The following is a 22499-nucleotide window of genomic DNA, read 5'->3' on the forward strand; positions in this document are numbered from 1 at the left end:
CCCCATGTTCCGGCACACCGCACTGTTCTTCGGCCACGAGCTGCGCGCCATCCTGCGCAATCCGGCCTGGGTGCTGATCGGCATCATGCAGCCCGTGCTCTACCTGCTGTTGTTCGCCCCGCTGCTGACCACGACCACCCGGGGCGGAACGATGGGTGAGGCGCTGCGGATGTTCACCCCCGGCGCGATGATGATGATCGCGCTGTTCGGCTCGCTCTTCACCGGCTTCGCCATGATCAACGAGACCCGCAACGGCGTGCTCGAACGGCTGGCGGTCAGCCAGGCCTGGCGGCCCGCGATCATCCTCGGCCGGGTCGTCAAGGACATGCTCGTGCTCGCCTGCCAGGCGCTGCTGGTGATGGGCGTCGCCGTGCTCATGGGCCTGCGGCTGAGCCCGGCGGCGGCCCTGCTGATGCTGCTGCTCATGGCCACCACCGGCCTGTTCGCCGCCAGTCTCTCCTACGGCCTGGCGCTGGCCATCCGCGACGAGAACGGCCTGTCGCAGATCGTGCAGTTCTTCGCCCTTCCGCTGACCCTGCTGGCCGGGATGCTGCTGCCGGTCTCCCTCGGCCCGCAGTGGATGCAGACCGTCGCGAGGTTCAACCCGCTCTACTACGCGGTCGAGGCCGGGCGCTCGCTGTTCGCCGAGCGCCTGACCGACACCACGATCCCGGTGGCCTTCGCCGTCTTCCTCGTGCTCGGCGCCCTGACCCTCACCTGGTCCGTGCGTTCCCTGCGGAAGCTGGCGGGCTAGCCGTACCCGGCCGGTTCCCGGTGAAGACCCCGGCCCTGTCGATCATCCGCTCGTACTCCTCAAGCCGGGCCTGCGTCCGCAGCGGCGCCGCGTCCGCCATGGCCTCGACCAGCACCATGGCCAGGGCGAGCGGCGCCGTGTGCGCGTCGAACACCAGGCGTTCACCGACCGGGGCGTCCAGGATCACGTCCGCCTCGAACGGCACGTCGCGCCTGTCGGTGATCACCGCGGTCCGCAGGCCCAGCTCCCTGGCCCCGCGCAGGGCCCGTACGGCCTCGGCCGGATAGCGGGGAAGCACCACGGCGACCAGCCAGGCGGCCCCCGCCCTGCGCGCGGCGTCCAGGCCGTCGGCCAGCTCGGAGCCGCCGTGGGTCAGCAGGCGGACGTCGGGGTGGATCCTGCGGGCGAAGTAGGCGAACGTGGTGGCCAGCCCGCTCGAAACCCGCAGCCCGAGAACGGGCAGCGGCTCGCACCCGGCCAGCGCGGCGCCCAGTTCGGCGATGACCGAGGGGTCGGCCAGCCGGTCGCGCACACTCCGCAGGTTCTCGATCTCCGCGTCGATCGCGGTCTGCAGGTCGTTGGCCCGCGACAGGGGCCGCTCGCTCACCACGAACGGCCGCAGCGCCTGCCTCAGCTCGGGATAGCCGGCGAAGCCGAGCGACGTGGCGAACCTGGTCACCGAGGGCTGGCTCACCCCGGCCCGTTCCGCCAGCTCCACGCTGGACAGGAAGACGGCCTCGGCCAGGTGGTCGTTGAGATAGCGCGCGATCCGCCGCTGCACGGGCGAGAGCCTCCGGCCCTCAAGAAGTCGATCGAGTCCTTCCCCCACGTCCCCTCCAACCGCTCGCCCCTCCACCGGCATTCCATCTCCCTCCCGTCCCGGTGTCGTTCATACACCTCACGGAAAGGTGGACATGACGGCGGAGGCGCCATGGCAGGGGTGAACCCATAAAAAAGGGGGCGTCCCAGGCCGCACGCCGGGACGCCCCATCCTTTCCACCACCGCCACATCGGCCTGTGCCCCGCCCTGTCCCGCACGAACCGGACCGGAGGCCGAACCCGGTGAGCGTCCCGAGGGGCGCTCTTGAGCGAAGAAGAGGCTTCGCACAGGGCGGATGCCCGGTTTCCTCCGGCGCCAACCGACGGAGGAGACCGGCGCCCGAACCATCGCCCTCTCCACCACGTAAATTTGCGGGAGCCGTACGAAACCCGGGAGATCAGTTCGACTCCGGTGGCCGTCTCCCTCAGGTCGGCAGCAGGAACTGGGTCGCGGCCAGCTCGCGGTAGAGGTCGTCGTCGTCGAGCAGTTCCCCGTGGGTGCCGACCGCCCGTACGACCCCGCCCTCCATGACCACGATCCGGTCGGCGCTGGTCACCGTGGACAGGCGGTGCGCGATCACCAGCACGGTCGTCTCCTTCGCCACCTCGGCGATCACCTCGCGCAGCCGCATCTCGTTGACCGCGTCGAGCTGGGAGGTCGCCTCGTCGAGCAGGAGCACCCTGGGCCTGCGCAGCAGGGCCCTGGCGATGGCGACCCGCTGACGCTCCCCACCGGAGAGCATGATCCCGCGATGGCCGACCTGGGTCTCCAGGCCCTCGGGGAGCCGGGCGACCAGGTCGTCGAGCCTGGTCAGCGCGAGCACCCGCCGGACGTCGGTCTCGTCGACCCCGGGGGCGGCGAAGACGAGGTTCTCCCGCAGCGTGCCGTCCAGCACGGGCGCGTCCTGCTCGACGTAGCCGAGGACGGCCCGCAGCTCGGGCAGCGGCCAGTCCCGCACGTCACGGCCGTCGACGGTGATCGTCCCCGACTGCTGCTCGTAGAAGCGCTCCAGCAGGGCGAAGACCGTGGACTTGCCCGCCCCCGACGGGCCGACCAGGGCGGTCAGGCCGCGCGCCGGGATCTCGAAGGAGACGCCGCCGTGCACGACCGGCCGGTCCTCGCCGTAGCGGAAGACCACGTCCCGGAAGCCCACCCCGGCGGGAGTCGTGCCGGAGACGCCCGCCGGGGTCCCGATCTCCTCCGCGGGAAGTTCCTCGATCTCCCTGATCCGCCTGACCGCGGCCAGGCCGTTCTGCATCTGGGTGAAACCGTGCACGAGCTGGCCGATCGGGGAGACCAGGTAGAAGAGGTAGAGCAGGAAGGCGACCAGCGAGGAGACCGCGAGCGCACCCGAGGCGACCCGCGCGCCGCCGACGCCGAGCACCGCGACGAAGGCGAGCTGGGCGGCCACCCAGGTGGAGATGCCCGCGATCGAGGTCCACCAGGCGACGGCGACCCCCCTGTCACGCGCCTCGCGGGCCGCGGCGTCCACGGTGGCGATCTCGCGTTCCTCCGCGCCGCTGGCCTTGACCGTGCGGAAGGCCTGCAGCACCCGGTCCAGCACCGCGCCCATCTCGCCGACCGCGACCTGCGCCTGGGTGGAGGCGCGCCGGATGCGCGGCATGACCAGGCCGACCAGCGAGCCGACCACGGCCAGGACCACCAGGGTGACCACCAGCAGCAGCCCGTCCATGACCGCCATCATCACGATGGCGCCGACCAGCATGAACAGCGCGCTGACCATCTCGACGACGCCCTCGGTGAACACCGCGCGCAGCAGTGTGGTGTCCGAGGTCACCCGGGACAGCAGGTCGCCCGGTTTGAGACGGTCGACCTCGGAGACCCGCAACCTGAGGATGCGTCCGACCAGGCCCCGCCTGGCGGCGAAGACCACTCCCTCCCCCATGCGTTCGAGCACGTATCTGCCCAGCGCGCCGACGACCGCGCCCACGACGACCGCGACCGTCAGGCCGAGCACCGGCCCGGCCAGGGACCGGTTCGCGCCGAAGGCGTCGATGACCGTCTTGGCGAGCAGTGGCATGGCCAGGCCGGCGAGCGAGCCGACCAGGCTGAGCGCGCCGCCGAGCAGCAGGGCGGAACGGTGTGGCCTGATGTAGGCGAACAGCGGGCGCCACGACGCGGTCTCTGACAATTCCCGTCTCCTTTGAGATGACATGACCGGCCCCCGACCGACGTGCTTCATATCTACTGCGCACACGCCCCTTTCGAGCGGCACGGCCGGTTTCGTAGACGAAAGTCGATTCCGTCAACATAGGTTGACGCGATCGGCATGTCAACCATGGTTGACGCAAGAGAAGCGGGACACCCGGGGAGGGATGCCCTCTTCGGTCTCCCCAAGGGAAAAATCCATGAATTTTCTGCTCTTTCCGCCGTGCCGCCGCACGAAAAAGCCATCCGGAGCCGGAAGCATTCCAGCGGCGACCAGGCGGCCACCGGCGGGCCGGGGCACTCCCCGGGGCACCGCAGGCCGCCGACGCCGAGATCGAACGTTCGCCGGCACGACGGAGCCCCGTCCGCGTCCGTGAGCCTCGGGAGGTTGCATGACATCGGCACAGGTCCCACCGCCCGCGGGCCGGTACGGCACACGGGAACGGCGTCGTGGAGGGCTCCTGTTCGCCCTCTCCTGCCTGGCGGTCGCGATGTTCCCCGCCTTCGCCCCGCCCGCCGCCGCGCATCCGCTGGGAGACCTCACCGTCAACCACTACGACGGCCTGCGGATCACCCCCGACCGGATCGAGAACACGGCGGTCGTCGACAGCGCCGAGCTGCCCACCCTCCAGGCCGTGACCGAGATGGACACCGACGGCTCGGGCAGGGTCTCCGCCGCCGAACTGGCGGCCTACGGCGCCGCCCGCTGCGCCGCGCTCGCCGGGGCACAGCGGCTGACCGTCAACGGCTCCCCCGTCGCCTGGCGTGTCGCCGGGAGCGGCCTGCGGTACGCCCGGGGGCAGGGCGGCCTGCGGACCAGCCGCCTGACGTGCGACCTGACCGCCGACGTCCGCGCCCGGGGGACGGTCGACTTCAGCGACGACTACCTGCCCGACCGGACCGGCTGGCGGGAGATCACCGCGGTCGCCTCCGGCGGTCTGCGCCTGAGCCGGTCCTCCGTTCCCGGGACGAGTGTCAGCGGACGGCTGCGGTCCTACCCGGACGACCTGCTGGCCGCCCCGCTCGACCAGCGGACCGCGCGGCTGAGCGTCACCCCGGAGACAGGTCCCTCGGCGGCCGTGCCGTCCCCGACGCCCGAGCCGTCCGACCTGTCCGGGCTGTCCGGCGGTCCGCTCGGCGGTGTGACGGCCTGGCTCGACCACACCTTCACCGGCCTGGTCGGCACCGACTCGCCGACCGCGCCGCTCGTGCTGCTCTCGGTGCTCATGGCCGTCGCGCTGGGCGCCGGGCACGCCCTCATCCCGGGACACGGCAAGACCATCATGGCCGCCTACCTGGCGGGCAGATGGGGACGCCCGCGTGACGCGCTGATCGTCGGCGCGACCGTCACCGTGACCCACACCGTCGGCGTCCTGGTGGCCGGTCTGCTGCTGACCGTCCTGTCCGCGCTCACCGGCGAGGCGGTGCTCGCCTGGCTCGGCCTGGTCAGCGGTCTGCTGATCACCCTGGTCGGGGCCGGGCTGCTGCGCTCCGCCTGGCATGCCCACCGCACCGGCGAGGCCCCCGCCCACGGTCACGGCCACACCCACGGCCGTGCTCCCCTCGTTCCCCGGCGTTCCCCCGTCCGGGAGGTCCCCGGCGGCGCGGCCCACGGGTACGCGCCGGTCGCCGTCCTCGAACGGCGGGCCGAGGAGGACCTCCCCCGCGAGCCGACGCCCCGCTCCCGGCGCGGGCTGGTCGGCCTGGGCGTGGCCGGAGGGCTGGTGCCCAGCCCCTCGGCGCTCGTCGTCCTGCTGGGCGCGATCGGCCTCGGCCGCACATGGTTCGGGATCGCGCTGATCCTGGCGTACGGCCTCGGCATGGCGGGCACGCTCACCCTCACCGGGCTGCTGCTGGTCAAACTCGCCGGGCGTCTCGGCCGCCTGGCGGCCGGGGGAAACGGCGTGGCGAGCCGCCTGTCCTCGCTCCTGCCGATCGGCACCGCCGTGGCCGTCATGCTGCTCGGTCTCGGCCTGACCGTGCGGAGCCTCATCGGCGCCGCGTGAACGACCCCGGACCGCCTACTGGGTCTCCTCCTGCAGGCGCGCCCACAGCCCGGCGAGCGCGTCCACGTCACCGGAGCTCCTGAGGGAGTTGCCGCCCGCCCCGCGCCGGTTCCACAGGTGGAGCAGGAGGTCCTCCGGCTCGCCGTCGATCCGCGCGTCCGGCGTCGCCCCCTCCTTCGCCCACACCGCGCGGTCCGCGCGCAGCGTCAGCGCCCACTCCCGGTCCCCGCAGCCCAGCACGACCGTACGGCCGACGCCCTGCTCCCGTTCGGGCCTGCCGCCGAAGTCGTGGGTGATGAAACCGAGCAGCTCGTCGACGCCGTCGGCCGCCGGCTCGGGGTCGACCGGGGTCGGCCCCCCGTCGATCAACTCGGCGTCGATCCGGTGGACGACCGTCTCGTGGGCCATCCTGCGGTACCAGAAGCCGACCGTCCGGTCCGGCGGGAACCAGGTGTGGGAGGGCGCGCCCGGCCCGCGCATGACGAGCTGGTCGAGCAGCGTCTCACGCTGGGAGAGGAACCAGTCCCTGAGCGCGGCGTCGCCGGGCAGCGGCGCCCGCTCGGCCTTCTGCGGGTCACGCCCGAGCCGCATGCACAGGACCTTGTGGTCGTAGACCCCTCCGACGTGGTGGAGCAGGTCACGGCCGGTCCAGCCGGGGCACGACGGCACCCGGGCGTCCAGCCCCCGCTCCGCGGCCGCGAGCAGGAGATCACCGTCGGCGCGGATCAGGTCGAGATAGCGAGTGTGATCCATGGGCGGCATCATGCCGTACGGCCCCGACGGTCCTCTCCCTGTTTTCCGCTCGGCCGGTGGACGCCGCGCCCCGGTGTCACCGGGCGTCGAGCACCTCGCGAAGCAGCTTCCCGAACTCGGCGGGGTGGGTGCTGAGCCCCGTGTGCCCGCCGGGGAAGTGGACCAGCTCCGTGCCGAACCGCTCTGCCAGGAGGGCCGCGGGACGGTAGGGCAGTTCGCCGTGGGAGTCCGCCCCGGCCGCGAGCACGAGCCGGTCCGACAGGGCCCGCAGCCGGTCCACGTCCGGGACGTGGGCCATGAAGCTCGGGATGACACGCCCGATGAAGTAGGGGGCGTCGGCCATCGACCGTTCGACGCGCGCGGCCGCCCTGGGGGACAGCTCGGCGGCGGGCCGCGCGCCGGCGCTCTCCCCCGGGCGCCTGAGACCGGCCGCGAGCACGGTCGCCGCGGCCATCGGCCCCTCCCGGTCGAAGGCCTCCCGGACACGGGCGAGCATCACGCGGTGCTCGGCGGCGTCCGGCAGCACCTCGGCCAGCGGCGGCTCGTGCGCCACGACACGTGCGATCCGCCCGGGGTGGGCGGTGAGCAGGCGCATCGCGACGATCGCCCCCGAGCTGCAGCCCGCCACGCTTACGGGCTCCCCGGGGGACAGCAGGTCGATCAGCCCGAGGGCGTCCTCGGCGTGCTGTTCCACCCGCTGAGGCGCCGCCGGGTCGTCCAGCGGGCTGTTGGACAGGCCGCGCGGATCGTAGGTGACGACCGTGCGGTCGGCGGCCAGGTCGTCGACGATCTCCTCGAAGGAGGCGGCGCCGCCGGTGCCGCCGGGGATCAGCAGCAGGAGCGGCCCGCGCCCCCGCACCTCGTAGTACAGCTCGGCGCCGTCCACACGCAGGCGTCCGGTGGTCGTCTCGGTCATGTCCTGTCTCCTTCACCGTGTGGTTCGTGATCGGCGGGCCAGCGCTCCAGGAGGGTGTGCAGGGCGTCGAGGCAGCGTGACCACGACTCCTCGGCCGGGCGCGAGTGCGCGAACCCGCCCGCCGCCTCAAGGCTGATGAAGCCGTGCAGCATGCTGCGCAGCAGCCGTACCGCGTCGGTCAGGTCGGGCTCCCCGAGGGCGTAGGCGCGCAACATGCCGTAGGTCAGCTCGATCGCGCGCCGCGGCCCGCGCGCCGCGGCCAGGAGCTCGGGGTCGATCTCCGTGGGGATCTGCGTCGCCATGTAGCGGCCCGGGTGTTCGCGGGCGTAGTCCCGGTAGGCGGTCGCGTACGCGACCAGCGCGTCCCTGCCCGCCAGCCCCGCGGTGGCCTCCGCGATGCGGACGCTCTTCTCGTCGGCCGCCAGCAGGGCGATCCGGCCGCGCAGGTCCTCAAGGCCGCGAACGTGCGCGTAGAGGCTGGCGTCCTTCACCCCGAGCCGTCGTGCCACCGCCGACATGGTCAGCCGGTCGAACCCGACCTCGTCGGCCAGTTCGGCACCGGCGAGCGTCACCCGATCCGTCGTCAACCCGGCCCGCGCCATACGCGCCCCTCTCTCCTAGAACCCCTAGACTGTAACTAATCCCATTAGCTTCTGTCTAATGAGATTAGTTTCACCGGGCGCGCGACAGTACGGCACGGCGGTTCACCGAGGTCAGCGGCGTGGCCGCAGGCGGGAGGAGGGCAGGTCGTGACGGCCGGAGACGAACTCCTGGAAGGCGATCTTGACCTTGATGGCCGGGCGACGCCAGCGCTCCTCACGGCGCTGCGCCCTGGCCAGTTTCCAGGGCCTCGGCCTTCGGGAGCCCGGGGCGAAGAACCAGTGGGCCCAGGGGGAGCCGGGCCGGGCCAGCCGCAGCGCCCCGACGATCAGCAGCAGCGGGACGAACAGACCGACCATGCCCGTCCAGATCTTCCCCTTCAGCAGGGTGACCACGGCGAGCATGAGATTGAGCACGAGGAAGCCGACCGCCAGCCACGTCCCCTGCGGCGTGCCGTCCGGCCGCTCCCAGCCCAGCGGGCGCAGGCCGAGCAGGAGCAGACCGGTGACGGCGATCGCGATGAACACCGCGTCGACCGACGTGCGGCCCTCCTCCTCCCAGTAGACGTCGTGCAGGTGCAGGATCAGCGCGAACTCGTCCAGGATGAGGGCGGCGCCCACCCCGAAGACGGCCGCGGTCAGGGCGTACCACCCCTGGGAAACGCCGGAGACGAGCAGGCCGGAGACCCCGCCGAGCATCGTCAGCACCACGCCGAACACCACATGGTGGATGTGCATGTCGCCGACGCTGACGTTGCCGAACCAGCCGATCTTGGCGCGGATGAGCCGGACGTTGATGCGGGTGAAGACGAAGGCGACGATCAGCGCGACGAAGAAACAGAAGAGCGGTAGCCGTCCTGTTTCCACGATTCGATGTTGGAACAAATCCCCCACTGCACCTTCAGGTTATGCGAGAGCCGTCATGATCACGCCTAACCGGACACTCTGTCCCGACCCGGGGATTTCGCTCGGCCCTCGCCTACGGTTAGGCTGGCCGGGACACCGACGAGCCCGCGCGGGAGAGCGTCCTGACATCCAGGCCAGGACCCCTGAAGGAGCAAGCCCTCCCCGCAAACCTCTCAAGGCAAAGGACCGCGTGGGTAGGTGCCTCTGGAAAGCAGGCCGTACGGCCTCGCCGAAGGTGAAAGTCCGGCAAAAATCGGGCGAAGCTCTCAGGCATCCATGACAGAGGGGGAGGATGCTTCTCATCCGACCCCTGTCTGAGGTGCGAACATGTCCCGACCCACGCCGCTGCGCGGTGTTCACGAGGCCCTCGGCGCGACGCTGACCGACTTCGCGGGCTGGCTGATGCCGCTGCGCTACGGAAGCGAGTCCGCCGAGCACAACGCGGTCCGCCAGGCGGCCGGCCTGTTCGACCTCTCCCACATGGGAGAGATCTTCGTGACGGGCCCGCAGGCAGGCGAGGCCCTCGACTACGCGCTCGTCGGTCACATCTCCGCCCTTGAGCCGGGACGCGCCCGCTACACGATGATCGTCGATCCCCAGGGCGGCGTGCTCGACGACCTGATCGTCTACCGCCTGGCCGACCAGGAGTTCATGGTCGTCGCCAACGCCTCCAACTACCCCCGGGTCGCCGCCGAGCTGACCGAGCGCGCCGGGGCCTTCGAGGCCGCGGTCGAGGACCGCTCCGAGCAGTACGCGCTGGTCGCGGTACAGGGGCCGCGCTCCCGCGAGATCCTGGGCGGGCTCACCGACGCCGACCTCGACGGCCTGAAGTACTACGCGGGCCTTCCCGCGACCGTCGCCGGGCTCTCCGCCCTCGTCGCCCGCACCGGCTACACCGGCGAGGACGGCTTCGAGCTGTTCGTCGCCGCCGACGACGCCGAGCCGCTGTGGGCCGCGCTCACCAAGGCGGGCGAGCCGTACGGCCTGCTGCCCGCCGGGCTTTCGGCGCGTGACACCCTCCGTCTTGAGGCGGGGATGCCGCTGTACGGCAACGAGCTCTCCGCTGATCTCACCCCGTTCGACGCGGGGCTCGGCCGTGTGGTGAGGTTTGACAAACCAGGCGACTTCGTCGGCAGGGCCGCCCTTGAGCCGCTCAAGGACGTCCCCCCGGCCCGCCGCCTGGTGGGACTGATCGCGACCGGCCGCAGGGTGCCCCGCCACGGGTATCCGGTGGTCTCCGGCGACGGCGTCGTCGTCGGAGAGGTGACCAGCGGAGCGCCTTCCCAGACCCTGGGCAGGCCGATCGCCATGGCCTACGTGGACAACGGAACGTCCGCTGGACTGGCCGTGGACATCCGGGGCAGTCACGAGCCGGTCGAGGTCGTTGAGCTGCCTTTCTACAGGAGGAAAAAGTGAGTGACATTCCCGAGGAGCTGCACTACACCAAGGAGCACGAGTGGATCTCGGGCATAGACGACGGCCTGACCCTGACCGTCGGCATCACCGCCTACGCCGCCAACGCCCTCGGTGACGTGGTCTTCGTCCAGTTGCCCGAGGCCGGTTCCTCGCTCACCGCGGGTGAGGCGGTCGGCGAGGTCGAGTCGACCAAGTCGGTGAGCGACATCTTCGCGCCGGTCGGCGGTGAGGTCGTCGAGGTCAACGAGGCCGTCGTCGACGACCCCTCGCTGGTCAACAGTGACCCCTATGGCGACGGCTGGCTGTTCCGCGTCCGGCTTGAGGGTGACCCGGAGGACCTGCTGTCCCCCGAGGAGTACACGGCACTCACTTCGGGCGAATCCTGAAATATCTAATCTTGCGTCGTGATCACGCGCGTCCACCGGCGCGCGTGATCACGACCGCGGGACAGCGCAAAGGCAGGGCAGATCAATGGCGATCAGCGTCTTCGACCTCTTCAAGATCGGTATCGGCCCGTCCAGCTCGCACACCGGCGGCCCGATGGCCGCCGCCCACAGGTTCGCCAGAGGGCTCGACCACGACGGCCTGCTCGACAAGACCACCCGGGTCGAGGTCATCCTCTACGGCTCACTCGGCCTGACCGGCAAGGGCCACGGCAGCGACAAGGCCGTCCTTCTCGGCCTGACCGGCGACAAACCCGAACTCGTCGACGTCGACACCGTCGACGAACGGCTGGCCGCCATGCGCGCCTCGGGAACGATCCGGTTGTACGGCTCCCGCGAGATCCCGTTCGTGGTCGGTGAGCATCTCGTCTTCGAACGCAAGATCTCCCTGCCGCACCACCCGAACGGCATGCGGTTCACCGCCTTCGGGGAGACCGGCGACGTCCTGCGGGAGAAGGTCTACTACTCGGTCGGCGGCGGCTTCGTGGTCGACGAGAACGCCACCGGCGCCGACCGCATCAAACCGGACGACACCGTCCTGCCGTACCCCTTCACCACGGCGGCCGAACTGCTCGGCCACTGCACGGAGACGGGTCTTTCCGTCTCGGGGCTGATGCTGGAGAACGAGAAGGCCTTCGGCCTGTCCGAGCGGGAGATCCGCGACCGGCTGCTGAACCTGTGGCGCGTCATGAGCGAGTGCGTCGGGCGCGGCATCGCCAAGGAGGGCGTGCTGCCCGGCGGCCTGAAGGTCAGGCGCAGAGCCCACCAGCTCCACCGGAGGCTGCAGAGCGAGGCCGCGGAGAAGGACCCGCTGCACGCGATGGACTGGGTCTCGCTGTTCGCCCTCGCGGTGAACGAGGAGAACGCCGCGGGCGGGCGGGTCGTCACGGCACCGACGAACGGCGCGGCGGGCATCGTCCCGGCCGTGCTCACCTACTACGACCGGTTCGTCCCGAACTCCGACGACGACGGGGTGGTGCGCTTCCTGCTCACCGCGGGGGCGATCGGCGTGCTGTTCAAGGAGAACGCCTCCATCTCCGGCGCCGAGGTCGGCTGCCAGGGCGAGGTCGGCTCCGCCTGCTCGATGGCGGCGGCCGGGCTGACCGAGGCGCTCGGCGGCACCCCCGAGCAGGTGGAGAACGCCGCCGAGATCGGCATCGAGCACAACCTGGGGCTGACCTGCGACCCGATCGGCGGCCTGGTGCAGATCCCGTGCATCGAGCGCAACGCGGTGGCCTCGATCAAGGCCATCACCGCGGCCAGGATCGCGCTGCGCGGCGACGGCCGCCACTTCGTCTCCCTGGACAAGGCGATCAAGACGATGCGTGACACCGGCCGCGACATGCTCGACAAGTACAAGGAGACGAGCAGGGGCGGCCTGGCGGTGAACGTCATCGAATGCTGACCCGACCTCCCGGCAAACACGCCAAACTCCACGAACTTTGACATCTCACCCGGCCACTCGCCGTAGCGCCCCTATGCTGGGTGCCGCTGTCACCGAGAGTCGGGAGGACGTCGTGCCGACGAAGGTCTCACAGCCGGAGAAGACACGTCCGGGAGGCCGGGCCCGCCACCGCGCGTCCGCCCTCCCCGGCGACCACCGTGACCACAGCGGCTCCCCGGGCTCCCGTGGTTCCCGTGGCTCTCACTGGTTCTTCGCGCTGGCCCTGCTCGCCGGGATCGGGGTGCGCGCGCTGGCCGTGCTCGGTTACCGGCCCACGCTGTGGTTCTGGGCCGACTCCTTCGTCTACCTCGGCGCCGGACTCGACCCCCGGCCGATGGAGTCCCGCCCCTCCGGCTACTCCCTGCTGTTGTGGGCGCTGCGCCCGCTGTCCAGCGTCCAGGCGGTCGTGGTGATCCAGCACCTGCTCGGGCTCGCCACGGCGTTGTGCGTCTACCTTCTGCTGCGCCGCCGGGGAGGGCTGCCGGGGTGGGGGGCGACGCTGATCACGCTCCCCGTGCTGCTCGACGTCCACCAGGTCCAGCTCGAACACCTCGTCATGGCGGACCTGCCGATGGAGTTCCTCGTGGTCGCGGCGGTCACGCTGGTGATGTGGCGGCGGCGCCCACCTGCGTGGGCGGCGCTGCTCGCCGGGCTCCTGCTCGCGGCGGCGACCGTGACCAGGACGATCGGGCTGCCGCTGGCCCTCGTGGTACTGGTGTGCATGGTGATCGGACGGTCCGGATGGCGGGCGGTCACGGCCACCGCGCTGGCCTGCGCGATCGGCCTGGGCGGCTACGCGGCCTGGTTCGCCTCCGAGTACGGCAACTACGGCCTGACCAGGGGAAACGCCTTCCTCTGGGCGCGCACCATGACCTTCGCCGACTGCGCCAGGATCAAACCCGCCGGTCCCGAGGCCGCGCTGTGCCCGACCGTCCCCGTCGCCGAGCGCAAGGCCCCGCCCGTCTACATCTGGGACGCCTCCTCGCCCCTGAACAAGGTCAAGGGAACCTGGGCCGAGCGTGACAGGCTCGCGGGCGCCTTCGCGGCCCAGGCCATCAGGGCGCAGCCGCTCGACTTCCTCACCGCGGGCCTCACCGACGTGGCCCATGTCTTCGACTGGGAACGCAGGGTCTACCCGACCCCCGGCCCGCAGAGCGCCTACGTCTTCCCCGCCGTCGCCAGGCCCTTCCCCACCGGCGCCGCCTCCCAGGGCAGGACCGCCGAGGAGCTGACCGTCGCCTACCAGGGCGCCTCCGGCGAGACCCGTCTCGTCGAGCCGTACGCGGGCTGGCTGCGCCTCTACCAGGAGAACGGCTTCCTGCGCGGCCCGGTCCTCGCCGTGATCGTGCTGGTCGGGCTGGCCGGGGTGCTGCGCAACTGGCGGCGGCTCGGCGGGGTCGTGCTGCTGCCGTGGGCGGCGGGGGCCGTACTGCTGGCCCTGCCGCCCTTCATCGCGGCCTTCGACCACCGCTACGTGGTCCCGGCCGTCCCGTTCGCCTGCCTGGCCGCTGGACTCGCCTTCGCCGTACGGGACCGTGCCCCCGCCGCCCCCGCCGCCCCCGCCGCCCCGGAACCGGCGGCACCGGGACCGGCGAGGTCAGCGGCCCCGGACGTGCAGCCTGACCCAGGCGCCGAGGTTCTCGTCCCCTATCGTCCTGCGGACCTTGGAGACCGCGTCCTTGTTCAGCCGCGCGACGAGCCTGCCGACGTCGGTGGCCGGCCCGCAGGTGATCGCGACGCGCAGACGATCGTCCTTCGCGTGCCTGACGCCAACTCGGACGAGCCCTTCGATTTCTTTAACCGCGACCCCCAGCATGGCCGTACCGGTGGCGCTGCGGCGTCCCACCCGTCCCCAGCCCAGGGCGCGCAGCAGCCACCTGATCGACAGCAGCGCCAGCACCACCAGTAGCAACGCCACCAGCCATCCCAGCCACGCGTGCTGCTCCAGGTAGGAGGGCAGCCCCCGGCTCATGATCCGGTCGTCGCGTGGCTGGGAGGAGAGCTTCCCCTGCCCCCGCAGGCAGGCGTACATCCCCGCCCCGGTCAGCGTCACCCCCGTGAGGGCCAGGCCGACCCTGTTGTCCAGGTAGGCCCGCATCAGGCTCCCCTCCTGCACAGCCGTACGACGATCTCTCGCGCGCACATCGCGCCCAGGGCCGTCAGCCGGTCACCCACGACGATGCCCACCTGACGCAGCAGGTGGCCCGTCCGGTCGGCGTCGGTGAACACGGTGACCTCGATGTCACGCGAGCCGAGCCGTACCCGGGCCCGCCCGACCCCGTCGACCGACTCCGCCGCCGCCCGCAGCGTACGGCGAAGCCCCGCCCTGGTCAGGCCGATCACCATCCGGGAGTCCGCGGACTCCAGCGGCACCAACCGGGTCTTGCCCGGCAGCACGGCCAGGGCGAACAGCACGATCCCGGCCGCCGTCACCGCCAGCGCCACGGCGAAGACCGCGGGGTCGGACCACCTGGCCGCCCCGATCCCCTCGGCGACCCTGCGGTAGGGCACCCGCCCCATCGGGGAGCCCATCGTCAGCCCCGCCGTCACACAGGCCGCGGCCGAGAGCGCCGCCGAGACCAGTACGGCGGCCACCAGGCCCGCCGGATTGCGCTCGGGCCGCAGCAGCCGTACCGATCTGCGCCGGACGGCGTGCAGGTGCTCCCCCGCCGTGGTTCCGCCCGTCCCCGCCATGATGTCCTGGAGAGTGCTCATCACCTGGACAGGTCTACGCGTCCCGGAGTCGTCACGCGGGGGCGAAGCGGCGACTTTCACGATCCCGGAGTCACCCTGGCCGGAGAATTTACCGCCGGCATCTCAACATGAACACTGCTCATATTAGTCGTTTTACGGCTATTCTGCGGGCATGGACGACCGTCAGCGCTACGACCGGGCGACAGCGCACCTGGATCCTCCGTTCGCCGTGCTGGACCTGGAAGCCCTGCGCTCGAACGCCTCCGCCATGGCCCGGCGGGCGGGCGGCAAACCGATCAGGGTCGCCAGCAAGTCCATCCGCTCCAGGCCCCTGCTCGAACGGATCCTCGCCATGGACGGCTTCGCCGGAATCATGGCCTTCACCCTGCCGGAGGCCCTCTGGCTGGTCTCGACCGGCCTGCGGGACGTGCTCGTCGCCTACCCCACCGCCGACAGGACCGCGCTGGCCGAGTTGGCCGCCGACCCCGTGGCGGCGCGGGAGATCACGCTGATGGTTGACAGCGCCGATCACCTGAACCTCGTGGACGCCGCGATCGGCGGCCTCCCCCATCGCCACGAGATCCGCATATGTCTCGACATCGATGCGGGGTTCGTGGCCTTCCGCGGCAGATTCAGGGCCGGAGCGCACCGCTCCCCGGTACGCAGGCCCGACCAGGCGGCCGACCTGGCGGCCACCATCGCCAAACGCCCCGGCTTCCGCCTGGTCGGCGTGATGGCCTACGAGGCCCAGATCGCCGGAGTCGGCGACGACCAGCCGGGCAACCCCGCCCTCACCCGGGCCGTCCGCCTCATGCAGGCCCGCTCCCGCCGCGAACTCCTCGTCCGCAGAGGCCGCGTCGTCCAGGCCGTCGCCCAGGTGGCCGACCTGGAGTTCGTCAACGGCGGAGGCACGGGCAGCATCGACCTGACCGCCAGGGAGAAGGCCGTCACCGAGGTCGCCGCGGGATCCGGCTTCTTCCACCCTCGCCTGTTCGACTTCTACCGCGGCTTCACCGGGCGCCCCGCCGCCATGTTCGCCCTGCCCGTCGTCCGCCGCCCCGCCCCCGGCGTCGTCACCGTCCTGGGCGGCGGCTACCACGCCTCAGGCCCCCCGGGACGGGACCGCCTCCCCCACCCCTACCTGCCCCACGGCCTGCGCTACGCCCCCGGTGAGGGCGCAGGCGAGGTCCAGACCCCGCTCCTCGGCCCCGCCGCACACGACCTGAGAACCGGTGACCGCGTCTGGTTCCGGCACGCCAAGGCCGGCGAACTGTGCGAACGCTTCACCGCCCTGCACCTGATCGAGGGCGAGGAGGTCGTCGAGACCGTCCCCACCTACCGCGGCGAGGGCCGCACCTTCCTCTGACCCGGCCCGCCCGCCTCAACGGCGACGGCGCCGCCACAGCATGACCACCGCGGTGACCGCCAGCACGGCGCCCACGCCGATCAGCACCGGCGCCAGGCTCGGCTCCTCCTCGGCCCACAGGCCCTGCGGCTCGTCCCCCGGCTTGACCGGACGCGGCGTGACCCCGACCACGTCCCCCACCCTGTCTCCGACCGAGACCAGGAACTGCCTCGCACTCGTCTCGGCCTTGGCGACGGTCCTGCGCGCGACGTTCTTCGGGCTCACCCGGTCGGCGATGGCGTCAACCGTCTTGGCCAACTCCGCACGGGTCCGCTCGATTCTCCGCTCAAGCTCCGCGGGATCGGTGTCCGCCATCGGATCTCCTCTCGTCACCCTTGACATTGATCAGTCTGTCAGGTCCGGTCCGCCCGCGGCACTTCGGGCAGGCCGGTAAGTTGACCCGGGAACGAGTCCACGGAGGAAACCCATGAAACTAGAGCCCGGCGACGCCGCCCCGGACTTCGCGCTCCCCGCCGCCGACGGCGGCACCGTCTCCCTCGACGCCTACCGCGGCAAACGTGTGATCCTCTACTTCTACCCCGCCGCGATGACCCCCGGGTGCACCAAGCAGGCCTGCGACTTCCGCGACAGCCTCGAATCCCTGGCCGCCGCGGGCTTCGCCGTACTCGGTGTGTCCAAGGACACCCCGGCCAAGCTCGCCAAGTTCGTCGAGCACGACGCCCTGACCTTCCCCCTGCTGTCCGACCCCGGCCTGGAGGTCCACCAGGCCTACGGCGCCTACGGCGAGAAGACGATGTACGGCAGGACCACCGTGGGCGTGCTGCGCTCGACCTTCGTCATCGACGCGGACGGGAAGATCGAGAAGGCCCTCTACAACGTGAAGGCAACCGGTCACGTGGCCCGCCTCCGCCGCGAACTCGGCGTGGACTGATCCACTTTTTTCGCCATTTAATGTGATTGGCGCATGCCCCAGGAATTGTCGGTCTCCTTCCGTAACCTCGGGGCATGCCGGCGAAGTACAAATACACCCTGGAAATGCTGGCCGAGGCCGCGGCCGCCTCTCTCAGCGTCACCGACGTCCTGCGCCGCCTCGGCATCACGATCGCGGGCGGAAACCACGCGCACATCAGCCGCCAACTGAAACGCCTCGGCATCGACACCTCACACTTCCGCGGCCGGGCGCATCACCGCGGACGGCGTTCCCCCAGACGCCTGCCTCCCGAGGAGGTCCTCCTGGTCCGTCCGCCCGGCTCCCTCAGGACCAAGCCCCCGATGCTCCGCCGCGCGCTCCAGGAAGCCGGGGTGCCCTACCGGTGCGGTGCCTGTAAGATCGGGGGCACCTGGGAGGGCGAGCCCCTCACGTTGCACGTCGACCATCTCAACGGCGACTGGCTCGACAACAGAATAAACAACTTGCGATTTCTCTGCCCGAACTGCCACTCTCAGACAGAGAACTTCGCGGGAAAAAACAAAGGGGCCGTAGCCCAACGGCAGGAGGCAGCGTCTTTAGGTGGCGCGCAGTATGGGTTCGAATCCCATCGGCCCCACAATAAAACGGAAAACGAAACGCAGGCGTTCATCCCGGTGACCGTCAGCGTCATCCTGGCCCCTCAGGACGCCGCCTTCGTCGAGGCCTACGTCACCCAGGGCAGGGCCCCCTCCCGATCCGCCGCCCTCCGCGAGGCCCTCCGCCTGCTCCGCGTCTCCGCCGGCGGCCTCCCCTCACCAGTCGCTCCCTCCCAGAACGGCCGTGTGGAGATCGCCGATGTCGAGTCCTCCCCGGTGGAGGATCTTCCCTCCGGCCCCCAGGACACGGTAGTCGCACGCGCGCAGCCGTTCCCTGGACAGGCCGGGGGGTGAGAAGAGGGCCAGTCCTGTGGCGGTGGCCAGGGCGCCGAGTCCCCACAGCAGTCCCTGAGCCTGTTCCCGGTCGACGTGGCCTTCGGCGGCCGCGGCTGCCCTGGTCAGGTTTGGGCGGAAGGCGGGGTCCTCGTGCTGGGATGTGGGCCAGCCGAGTGACACGGGTTCTCCGAAGCGTTCTCCCAGCCGAATCTTGATGGCGACGTGGCCGGGAGCGGCGTCGGGGACGGGGGTCAGGATCAGGCCGTCGTCCGTCCGGAGGGTGCGGGTGCGGCGTGTCGGGGTGCCGTCGGAGCGGTAGGTGACGGAGGGGGAGATCTTCACCGCGGTCGTCCGCGGGGGGCCGAGCACGATGAGGGTGTGGTCGGGGTCTGCGGAGATCCAGGCGATGCCGTCCCTGCCCGTCATGTTCGGGGGTTGCGGGTCGGCTCTCAGAGCCTCCACGGGGGTTCCCGCCGTGCCGTACAGGATGACCGTGCCGCCCATGGCGGGGTTCCTCGGGGAGACCGCCACGATGACGCGGTGTCCTGCCCTGTCCCCGGCGTAGAGGACACGGGCGCCGGGGTCGCCGGTGATCCCGGGGTGGCCTCTGAGCCGTTCCAGGCCGCGTGAGGCCTGGCTTTTGACCGTGCCGAGGGAGCAGCCGAGTGTTCTGGCGACCTCGGCCTCCGGCAGGTCCTCGAAATAACGCAGGACGAGTACGGCGCGCATTCTGGGGGGAAGGGTCAGCATCGCCGTCCAGAGCGCGTCGCGGGTTTCGTAGCCGGTGTGCGGGTCCTGGACGGCTGTCTCCGGGACGGTGCCGGTGAGGTGTTCGGTGATCCGTCTTCGCCGCCACCAGGAGATGTTGAGGTTGGCGAGCACCCGGCGGGTGTATAGCTCGGGGTCGTCGATCCTGTTCCAGCGTCTGTGGGTCCTGACCAGCGCGGTCTGGAGCAGGTCCTCGGCTCTGCCGTGGTCTCCGGTCAGCAGGTAGGCGGTGCGGAGCATGGCCTGCCAGCGTGAGGTGACGAAGTCGCGGAAGTGTTCCTCCGCGCTTTCCGCGCCTGTTTCCACGTTTCCCCTCCCGGCCCGCCCTCTTCTTTCTCAGATACCGGGCCGGTGGGAAAAGGTTGAGAGGGTTCCGTCAGTGAGGGGCCGGGAATGACGACGGGCCGCGCGATGCGTCCTCTTCATCGCGCGGCCCGGCATTGTTGTGATCCGCCATCACAAACAATCTCTCCCTTTACTCACCCCGGAGGGTGCTCCCGAAAACCATGGTGCCCGAAGGGGCGTAAGAGGGGTGTAAGGGCTTTGGAGGTGCGACCTGGGTCGTAGGCGCGGTTCCGCCCTGAGGGGGAAGGGCATTGATCTGCGTATACGTATCGTGGTGACGTGTTCGGCAGATTACTCGACTGGAGCCGTCGGCATCCCGGTGCCGTGGATGCTCTCTGGCTGGTGCCTTTCGCCGCGATCTCGGTGGCGAACGGGTGGTTCGTCGCGAACCTGACGGGTTCGGGGGCGAGGAGTGTGCCGTGGCCGGGGGTCGTGACGGGGCCGTGGGCGATCCTGGTCTTCGGGCTGATGGTCTCGGTTCCGCTGTTGTGGCTGCGGCGGCATCCTCTCGGGGTCTTCGCGGCCGTCTCGCTGGGGAGTTTCCTGCAGTGGCTCGCCGGGGTCGATCCGCTGGCGTTCAACGTGTCCGTGCTGATCGCCATGTACGCCGTGGCCGCGCGGCGCCTGTTGCGCTGGGCGGTCGCCGCGGGCCTGGTGGCGGAGCTGGGGCTGGCCCTTTCCTTCGGGCGGCTCGTGACATATCCGGATTTCGTGAGCTGGGCCAGCCTCTCCGTGTTCGTGGTGGCGATCTGGATCGCGGGCATCTACGCCAACACCCGCCGCCGTTATCTGCTGAGCCTTGAGGAGCGGGCCGTACGGGCCGAACATGAGCGTGACCAGCAGGTACGGCTGGCCGCCGCGGCCGAGCGGACCAGGATCGCCCGTGAGCTGCACGACGTGGTCGCGCACAACGTGAGTGTGATCATCGTTCAGGCGGACGGCGCGGGGTACGCGATCGACAACGATCCCGAGCAGGCCAGGGAGGCCATGCGGGCCATCTCGTACACGGGCAGGCAGGCGCTGGCCGAGATGCGCAGGATGGTCGGCGTGCTGCGCACCGACGGCGTGTCCGGGGCGGGTTCCGCCGAGAAGGGTTCCGCCGGGCAGGGCAGGGCCGAGGAGTACGCTCCGCAGCCGAGCCTGTCGCAGCTGGACGACCTGGTGGCCCAGGTGTGCGCCTCGGGGGTGCCTGTCGAGTTGCGGGTCACCGGCCCGGCCCAGGGTCTGCCCGAGGGGGAGCAGCTGACGGTCTACCGGATCGTCCAGGAGGCCCTGACCAACACGCTCAAGCACGGCGGCCCCGGCAGCAGCGCGGTGGTCGAGATGGAGTACGGTCCGCGTGAGCTGCTGGTCCGGGTGACCGACGACGGGCGGGGCGCGGCGGCGCCGCGAAGTGTGGACGGGCACGGCCTGGTCGGCATGCGGGAGCGGGCGGCGATGTTCGGCGGGAGCGTCGAGGCGGGTCCGCGCCCCGGTGGCGGGTTCCGGGTGACGGCGCGGTTGCCGATCGGCGAGATGGGCAGGAGCAGGGCCGCGTGAGGGGGGCCGGACGGAAGGGTGCCGGGGAGCGGTTTCCCGGTGGGAAGGTGGGTGGCCGGTGATTCGCGTGATGCTGGTGGACGACCAGGCGCTGCTGAGGGCCGGGTTCCGCATGGTGCTGAACGCCCAGCCGGACATCGAGGTCGTCGCCGAGGTGGGTGACGGGGCGGCGGCGGTCGAGGTGGCCGGAGGCGGCGGTGTCGACGTGGTGCTGATGGATGTGCGGATGCCGGTGATGGACGGCGTCGAGGCGACCCGTCTGATCCGCGCCGCCGAGGACGGGCCGCGGGTGCTGATCCTGACGACGTTCGATCTGGACGACTACGCGTTCGCGGCGTTGAAGGCGGGGGCCTCCGGGTTCCTGCTGAAGGACGTGCCGCCTTCCGACCTGGTCAGCGCCATCCATTCGGTGCACAGCGGGGACGCGGTCGTCGCGCCGAGCACGACCAGGCGGCTGCTGGAGCGCTTCGCCGTGCATCTTCCCTCGCCGGGTACGGCGGAGCCGACGGTGTTCGGCGGTCTGACGGCGCGGGAGCGGGAGGTGCTGGTGCTGGTCGCCCGCGGTCTGTCCAACGGGGAGATCGCCGAGCGGCTCGACCTGGCGGAGGCCACGGTCAAGACGCATCTGGGCAGGGTGCTGGCGAAACTGGGGTTGCGGGACCGGGCCCAGGTGGTGGTCTACGCCTACGAGTCCGGGCTTGTGACGCCGCATTCGACGGATTCGTGAGCCCTTCCCGGCAAGGTCTTTCACGGGCCGGCCCCGCGAGCCAGGCCCCCGGCTCGTCCGAATGGCCGATACGGGGACTACGTCACGGGTCGTAGCTGCCCGGGAACAAGCCTCCTTCGGCGGAGACCGACTCTGTCCCGCAGGCCGATGAACGGCCCTGTCCTGCGCCAATAGCGTTCTTCCAGTTCGCAAGACACGCTTTTGGCAAGGAGACAGAGACGTGACCATCACCGGAGAGGTCGGCGCGGGGCACGCGCGCAGGGACACGGCGGCGGCCGTGGTGGCCAGGGGCCTGACCAAGGTCTACGGCCAGGGAGACGCGGCCGTGGAGGCCCTCCGGGGAGTGGACGTCTCCTTCGCGACGGGCGCCTTCACCGCGATCATGGGGCCCTCCGGGTCCGGCAAGTCGACGCTGATGCACTGCCTGGCCGGTCTGGACACCGTCACCCACGGGCAGGTGCACATCGGCGAGGTCGAGCTGACGGGTCTCGACGACAAACGGCTGACGCTGCTGCGCCGCGAGCGGATCGGGTTCATCTTCCAGGCGTTCAACCTGCTGCCGACGCTGACCGCCGAGCAGAACATCAGGCTTCCGCTGGAGATCGCCGGAAGGCAGGCGGACCAGGTCCTGTTCGACCGGGTCGTGGAGACCGTCGGCCTGCGGGAGCGGCTCGGGCACAGGCCCAGCGAGCTGTCCGGCGGCCAGCAGCAGCGGGTGGCGGTCGCCCGCGCCCTGATCAGCAAGCCACAGGTCATCTTCGCCGACGAGCCGACCGGCAACCTGGACTCGCGCAGCGGCGCCGAGGTGCTGTCGTTCCTGCGCACGTCGGTGCGTGAGCTGAACCAGACGATCGTGATGGTCACCCACGACCCGGTCGCGGCGTCCTACGCCGACCGGGTGATCTTCCTGCGGGACGGCCTGCTGGTCAGTGAGCTGTTCCAGCCGACCCCGCAGAGCGTGCTGGACACGCTGATGAAGCTGGAGGCCTGAA

General features: G+C 70.9%; 20 protein-coding genes, 1 tRNA gene and 2 riboswitches. Of the genes, 12 read left to right on the plus strand and 9 right to left on the minus strand.

All coding sequences use genetic code 11. The annotated features are described in order from the left end of the window. The first annotated feature begins 4 nt into the window (after window positions 1-4). Complete coding sequence (locus ABT340_RS06075) at window positions 5-754, plus strand: ABC transporter permease (protein WP_352009573.1); 750 nt, start codon at window positions 5-7, stop codon at window positions 752-754. Here ABT340_RS06075 and ABT340_RS06080 read toward each other — a convergent pair. Both ABT340_RS06080 and ABT340_RS06085 read right to left on the minus strand, forming a co-directional pair. Next, window positions 714-1583: a MurR/RpiR family transcriptional regulator gene (locus ABT340_RS06080; RefSeq protein WP_352009574.1), complete on the minus strand. Its 870-nt coding sequence runs from the start codon at window positions 1581-1583 to the stop codon at window positions 714-716. The two genes, ABT340_RS06075 and ABT340_RS06080, sit on opposite strands and share 41 nt — an antisense overlap. Before the next feature lie 415 nt (window positions 1584-1998). Next, the gene (locus ABT340_RS06085; protein ID WP_502992433.1) at window positions 1999-3750 is read right to left on the minus strand and encodes an ABC transporter ATP-binding protein; all 1752 of its coding nucleotides are present in this window, start codon (window positions 3748-3750) and stop codon (window positions 1999-2001) included. A 385-nt stretch (window positions 3751-4135) separates the two neighbouring features. Between ABT340_RS06085 and ABT340_RS06090 the strand changes: the two genes are divergently transcribed. Next, a complete protein-coding gene (locus tag ABT340_RS06090) occupies window positions 4136-5749 on the plus strand; it encodes a nickel/cobalt transporter (protein ID WP_352009576.1) in 1614 nt (537 codons plus the stop codon). A 15-nt stretch (window positions 5750-5764) separates the two neighbouring features. On the opposite strand, the gene ABT340_RS06095 is transcribed toward ABT340_RS06090, so the two are convergent. The 4 genes from ABT340_RS06095 to ABT340_RS06110 form a co-directional block, all read right to left on the minus strand. Further along, the gene (locus ABT340_RS06095) at window positions 5765-6502 is read right to left on the minus strand and encodes a maleylpyruvate isomerase family mycothiol-dependent enzyme (RefSeq protein WP_352009577.1); all 738 of its coding nucleotides are present in this window, start codon (window positions 6500-6502) and stop codon (window positions 5765-5767) included. Window positions 6503-6578: 76 nt separating this feature from the next. Further along, entirely contained in the window at window positions 6579-7418 is an 840-nt protein-coding gene (locus ABT340_RS06100) for an alpha/beta fold hydrolase (protein ID WP_352009578.1), read from the minus strand. After that, the gene (locus tag ABT340_RS06105; RefSeq protein ID WP_352009579.1) at window positions 7415-8020 is read right to left on the minus strand and encodes a TetR/AcrR family transcriptional regulator; all 606 of its coding nucleotides are present in this window, start codon (window positions 8018-8020) and stop codon (window positions 7415-7417) included. Before ABT340_RS06105 ends, ABT340_RS06100 begins: the two co-directional genes overlap by 4 nt. 111 nt (window positions 8021-8131) lie before the next feature. Continuing rightward, a complete protein-coding gene (locus ABT340_RS06110) occupies window positions 8132-8884 on the minus strand; it encodes a hypothetical protein (RefSeq protein WP_352009580.1) in 753 nt (250 codons plus the stop codon). 139 nt (window positions 8885-9023) lie between these two features. Continuing rightward, window positions 9024-9122: riboswitch (glycine riboswitch) on the plus strand. 2 nt (window positions 9123-9124) lie between these two features. Further along, window positions 9125-9209: riboswitch (glycine riboswitch) on the plus strand. 41 nt (window positions 9210-9250) lie between these two features. Here ABT340_RS06110 and gcvT point away from each other — a divergent pair. The 4 genes from gcvT (at window position 9251) to ABT340_RS06130 (ending at window position 14135) form a co-directional block, all read left to right on the plus strand. After that, complete coding sequence (gene gcvT, locus ABT340_RS06115; RefSeq protein WP_352009581.1) at window positions 9251-10339, plus strand: glycine cleavage system aminomethyltransferase GcvT; 1089 nt, start codon at window positions 9251-9253, stop codon at window positions 10337-10339. Continuing rightward, window positions 10336-10725, plus strand: coding sequence for a glycine cleavage system protein GcvH (gene gcvH, locus ABT340_RS06120; RefSeq protein ID WP_352009582.1), 390 nt, complete (start codon window positions 10336-10338; stop codon window positions 10723-10725). The genes gcvT and gcvH overlap by 4 nt, the downstream gene beginning before the upstream one ends. 85 nt (window positions 10726-10810) lie before the next feature. Further along, the gene (locus ABT340_RS06125; RefSeq protein ID WP_352009583.1) at window positions 10811-12187 is read left to right on the plus strand and encodes an L-serine ammonia-lyase; all 1377 of its coding nucleotides are present in this window, start codon (window positions 10811-10813) and stop codon (window positions 12185-12187) included. A gap of 112 nt (window positions 12188-12299) precedes the next feature. Beyond that, on the plus strand, window positions 12300-14135 hold the full coding sequence (locus ABT340_RS06130) for a hypothetical protein (RefSeq protein ID WP_352009584.1): 1836 nt from the start codon (window positions 12300-12302) through the stop codon (window positions 14133-14135). A gap of 188 nt (window positions 14136-14323) precedes the next feature. On the opposite strand, the gene ABT340_RS06135 is transcribed toward ABT340_RS06130, so the two are convergent. Next, a complete protein-coding gene (locus tag ABT340_RS06135) occupies window positions 14324-14941 on the minus strand; it encodes a DUF6286 domain-containing protein (protein WP_352009585.1) in 618 nt (205 codons plus the stop codon). Window positions 14942-15092: 151 nt separating this feature from the next. Here ABT340_RS06135 and ABT340_RS06140 point away from each other — a divergent pair, with 151 nt between their 5' ends. Further along, window positions 15093-16286 carry an amino acid deaminase/aldolase gene (locus ABT340_RS06140; protein WP_352009586.1) on the plus strand — a complete coding sequence of 398 codons (1194 nt, stop codon included), beginning with the start codon at window positions 15093-15095 and terminating at the stop codon, window positions 16284-16286. Window positions 16287-16301: 15 nt separating this feature from the next. On the opposite strand, the gene ABT340_RS06145 is transcribed toward ABT340_RS06140, so the two are convergent. Then, window positions 16302-16640, minus strand: coding sequence for a DUF3618 domain-containing protein (locus ABT340_RS06145; RefSeq protein ID WP_352009587.1), 339 nt, complete (start codon window positions 16638-16640; stop codon window positions 16302-16304). Between the two features lie 112 nt (window positions 16641-16752). On the opposite strand from ABT340_RS06145, the gene bcp reads away from it, so the two are divergent. Together bcp and ABT340_RS06155 are read left to right on the plus strand one after the other, a co-directional pair. Next, window positions 16753-17217: a thioredoxin-dependent thiol peroxidase gene (gene bcp / locus ABT340_RS06150; RefSeq protein ID WP_352009588.1), complete on the plus strand. Its 465-nt coding sequence runs from the start codon at window positions 16753-16755 to the stop codon at window positions 17215-17217. Window positions 17218-17759: 542 nt separating this feature from the next. Beyond that, window positions 17760-17833: transfer RNA gene (locus ABT340_RS06155), tRNA-Leu, on the plus strand. A gap of 175 nt (window positions 17834-18008) precedes the next feature. Here ABT340_RS06155 and ABT340_RS06160 read toward each other — a convergent pair. Next, window positions 18009-19202, minus strand: a complete 1194-nt coding sequence (locus tag ABT340_RS06160; RefSeq protein WP_352009589.1) for a SigE family RNA polymerase sigma factor — start codon at window positions 19200-19202, stop codon at window positions 18009-18011. 318 nt (window positions 19203-19520) lie between these two features. On the opposite strand from ABT340_RS06160, the gene ABT340_RS06165 reads away from it, so the two are divergent. The 3 genes from ABT340_RS06165 to ABT340_RS06175 all read left to right on the plus strand — a co-directional run bounded on the left by ABT340_RS06165 (window position 19521) and on the right by ABT340_RS06175 (window position 22498). Then, window positions 19521-20780 carry a sensor histidine kinase gene (locus ABT340_RS06165; RefSeq protein ID WP_352009590.1) on the plus strand — a complete coding sequence of 420 codons (1260 nt, stop codon included), beginning with the start codon at window positions 19521-19523 and terminating at the stop codon, window positions 20778-20780. A gap of 58 nt (window positions 20781-20838) precedes the next feature. Continuing rightward, entirely contained in the window at window positions 20839-21507 is a 669-nt protein-coding gene (locus ABT340_RS06170) for a response regulator (protein WP_352009591.1), read from the plus strand. Window positions 21508-21727: 220 nt separating this feature from the next. Next, window positions 21728-22498, plus strand: coding sequence for an ABC transporter ATP-binding protein (locus tag ABT340_RS06175; protein ID WP_352009592.1), 771 nt, complete (start codon window positions 21728-21730; stop codon window positions 22496-22498). Window position 22499 lies beyond the last annotated feature (1 nt).

The sequence above is a fragment of the Streptosporangium sp. NPDC000239 genome (assembly GCF_040300765.1).
GTDB lineage: Bacteria > Actinomycetota > Actinomycetes > Streptosporangiales > Streptosporangiaceae > Streptosporangium.

Coding starts and splice junctions, on each gene's coding strand:
- ABT340_RS06090 (WP_352009576.1), top strand. CDS start 4,136: ATGACATCGGCACAGGTCCCACCGCCCGCGGGCCGGTACGGCACACGG.
- ABT340_RS06135 (WP_352009585.1), bottom strand. CDS start 14,941: ATGAGCACTCTCCAGGACATCATGGCGGGGACGGGCGGAACCACGGCG.
- ABT340_RS06100 (WP_352009578.1), bottom strand. CDS start 7,418: ATGACCGAGACGACCACCGGACGCCTGCGTGTGGACGGCGCCGAGCTG.
- ABT340_RS06105 (WP_352009579.1), bottom strand. CDS start 8,020: ATGGCGCGGGCCGGGTTGACGACGGATCGGGTGACGCTCGCCGGTGCC.
- bcp (WP_352009588.1), top strand. CDS start 16,753: ATGAAACTAGAGCCCGGCGACGCCGCCCCGGACTTCGCGCTCCCCGCC.
- gcvT (WP_352009581.1), top strand. CDS start 9,251: ATGTCCCGACCCACGCCGCTGCGCGGTGTTCACGAGGCCCTCGGCGCG.
- ABT340_RS06075 (WP_352009573.1), top strand. CDS start 5: ATGTTCCGGCACACCGCACTGTTCTTCGGCCACGAGCTGCGCGCCATC.
- ABT340_RS06085 (WP_502992433.1), bottom strand. CDS start 3,750: ATGTCATCTCAAAGGAGACGGGAATTGTCAGAGACCGCGTCGTGGCGC.
- ABT340_RS06145 (WP_352009587.1), bottom strand. CDS start 16,640: ATGGCGGACACCGATCCCGCGGAGCTTGAGCGGAGAATCGAGCGGACC.
- ABT340_RS06125 (WP_352009583.1), top strand. CDS start 10,811: ATGGCGATCAGCGTCTTCGACCTCTTCAAGATCGGTATCGGCCCGTCC.
- ABT340_RS06095 (WP_352009577.1), bottom strand. CDS start 6,502: ATGGATCACACTCGCTATCTCGACCTGATCCGCGCCGACGGTGATCTC.
- ABT340_RS06140 (WP_352009586.1), top strand. CDS start 15,093: ATGGACGACCGTCAGCGCTACGACCGGGCGACAGCGCACCTGGATCCT.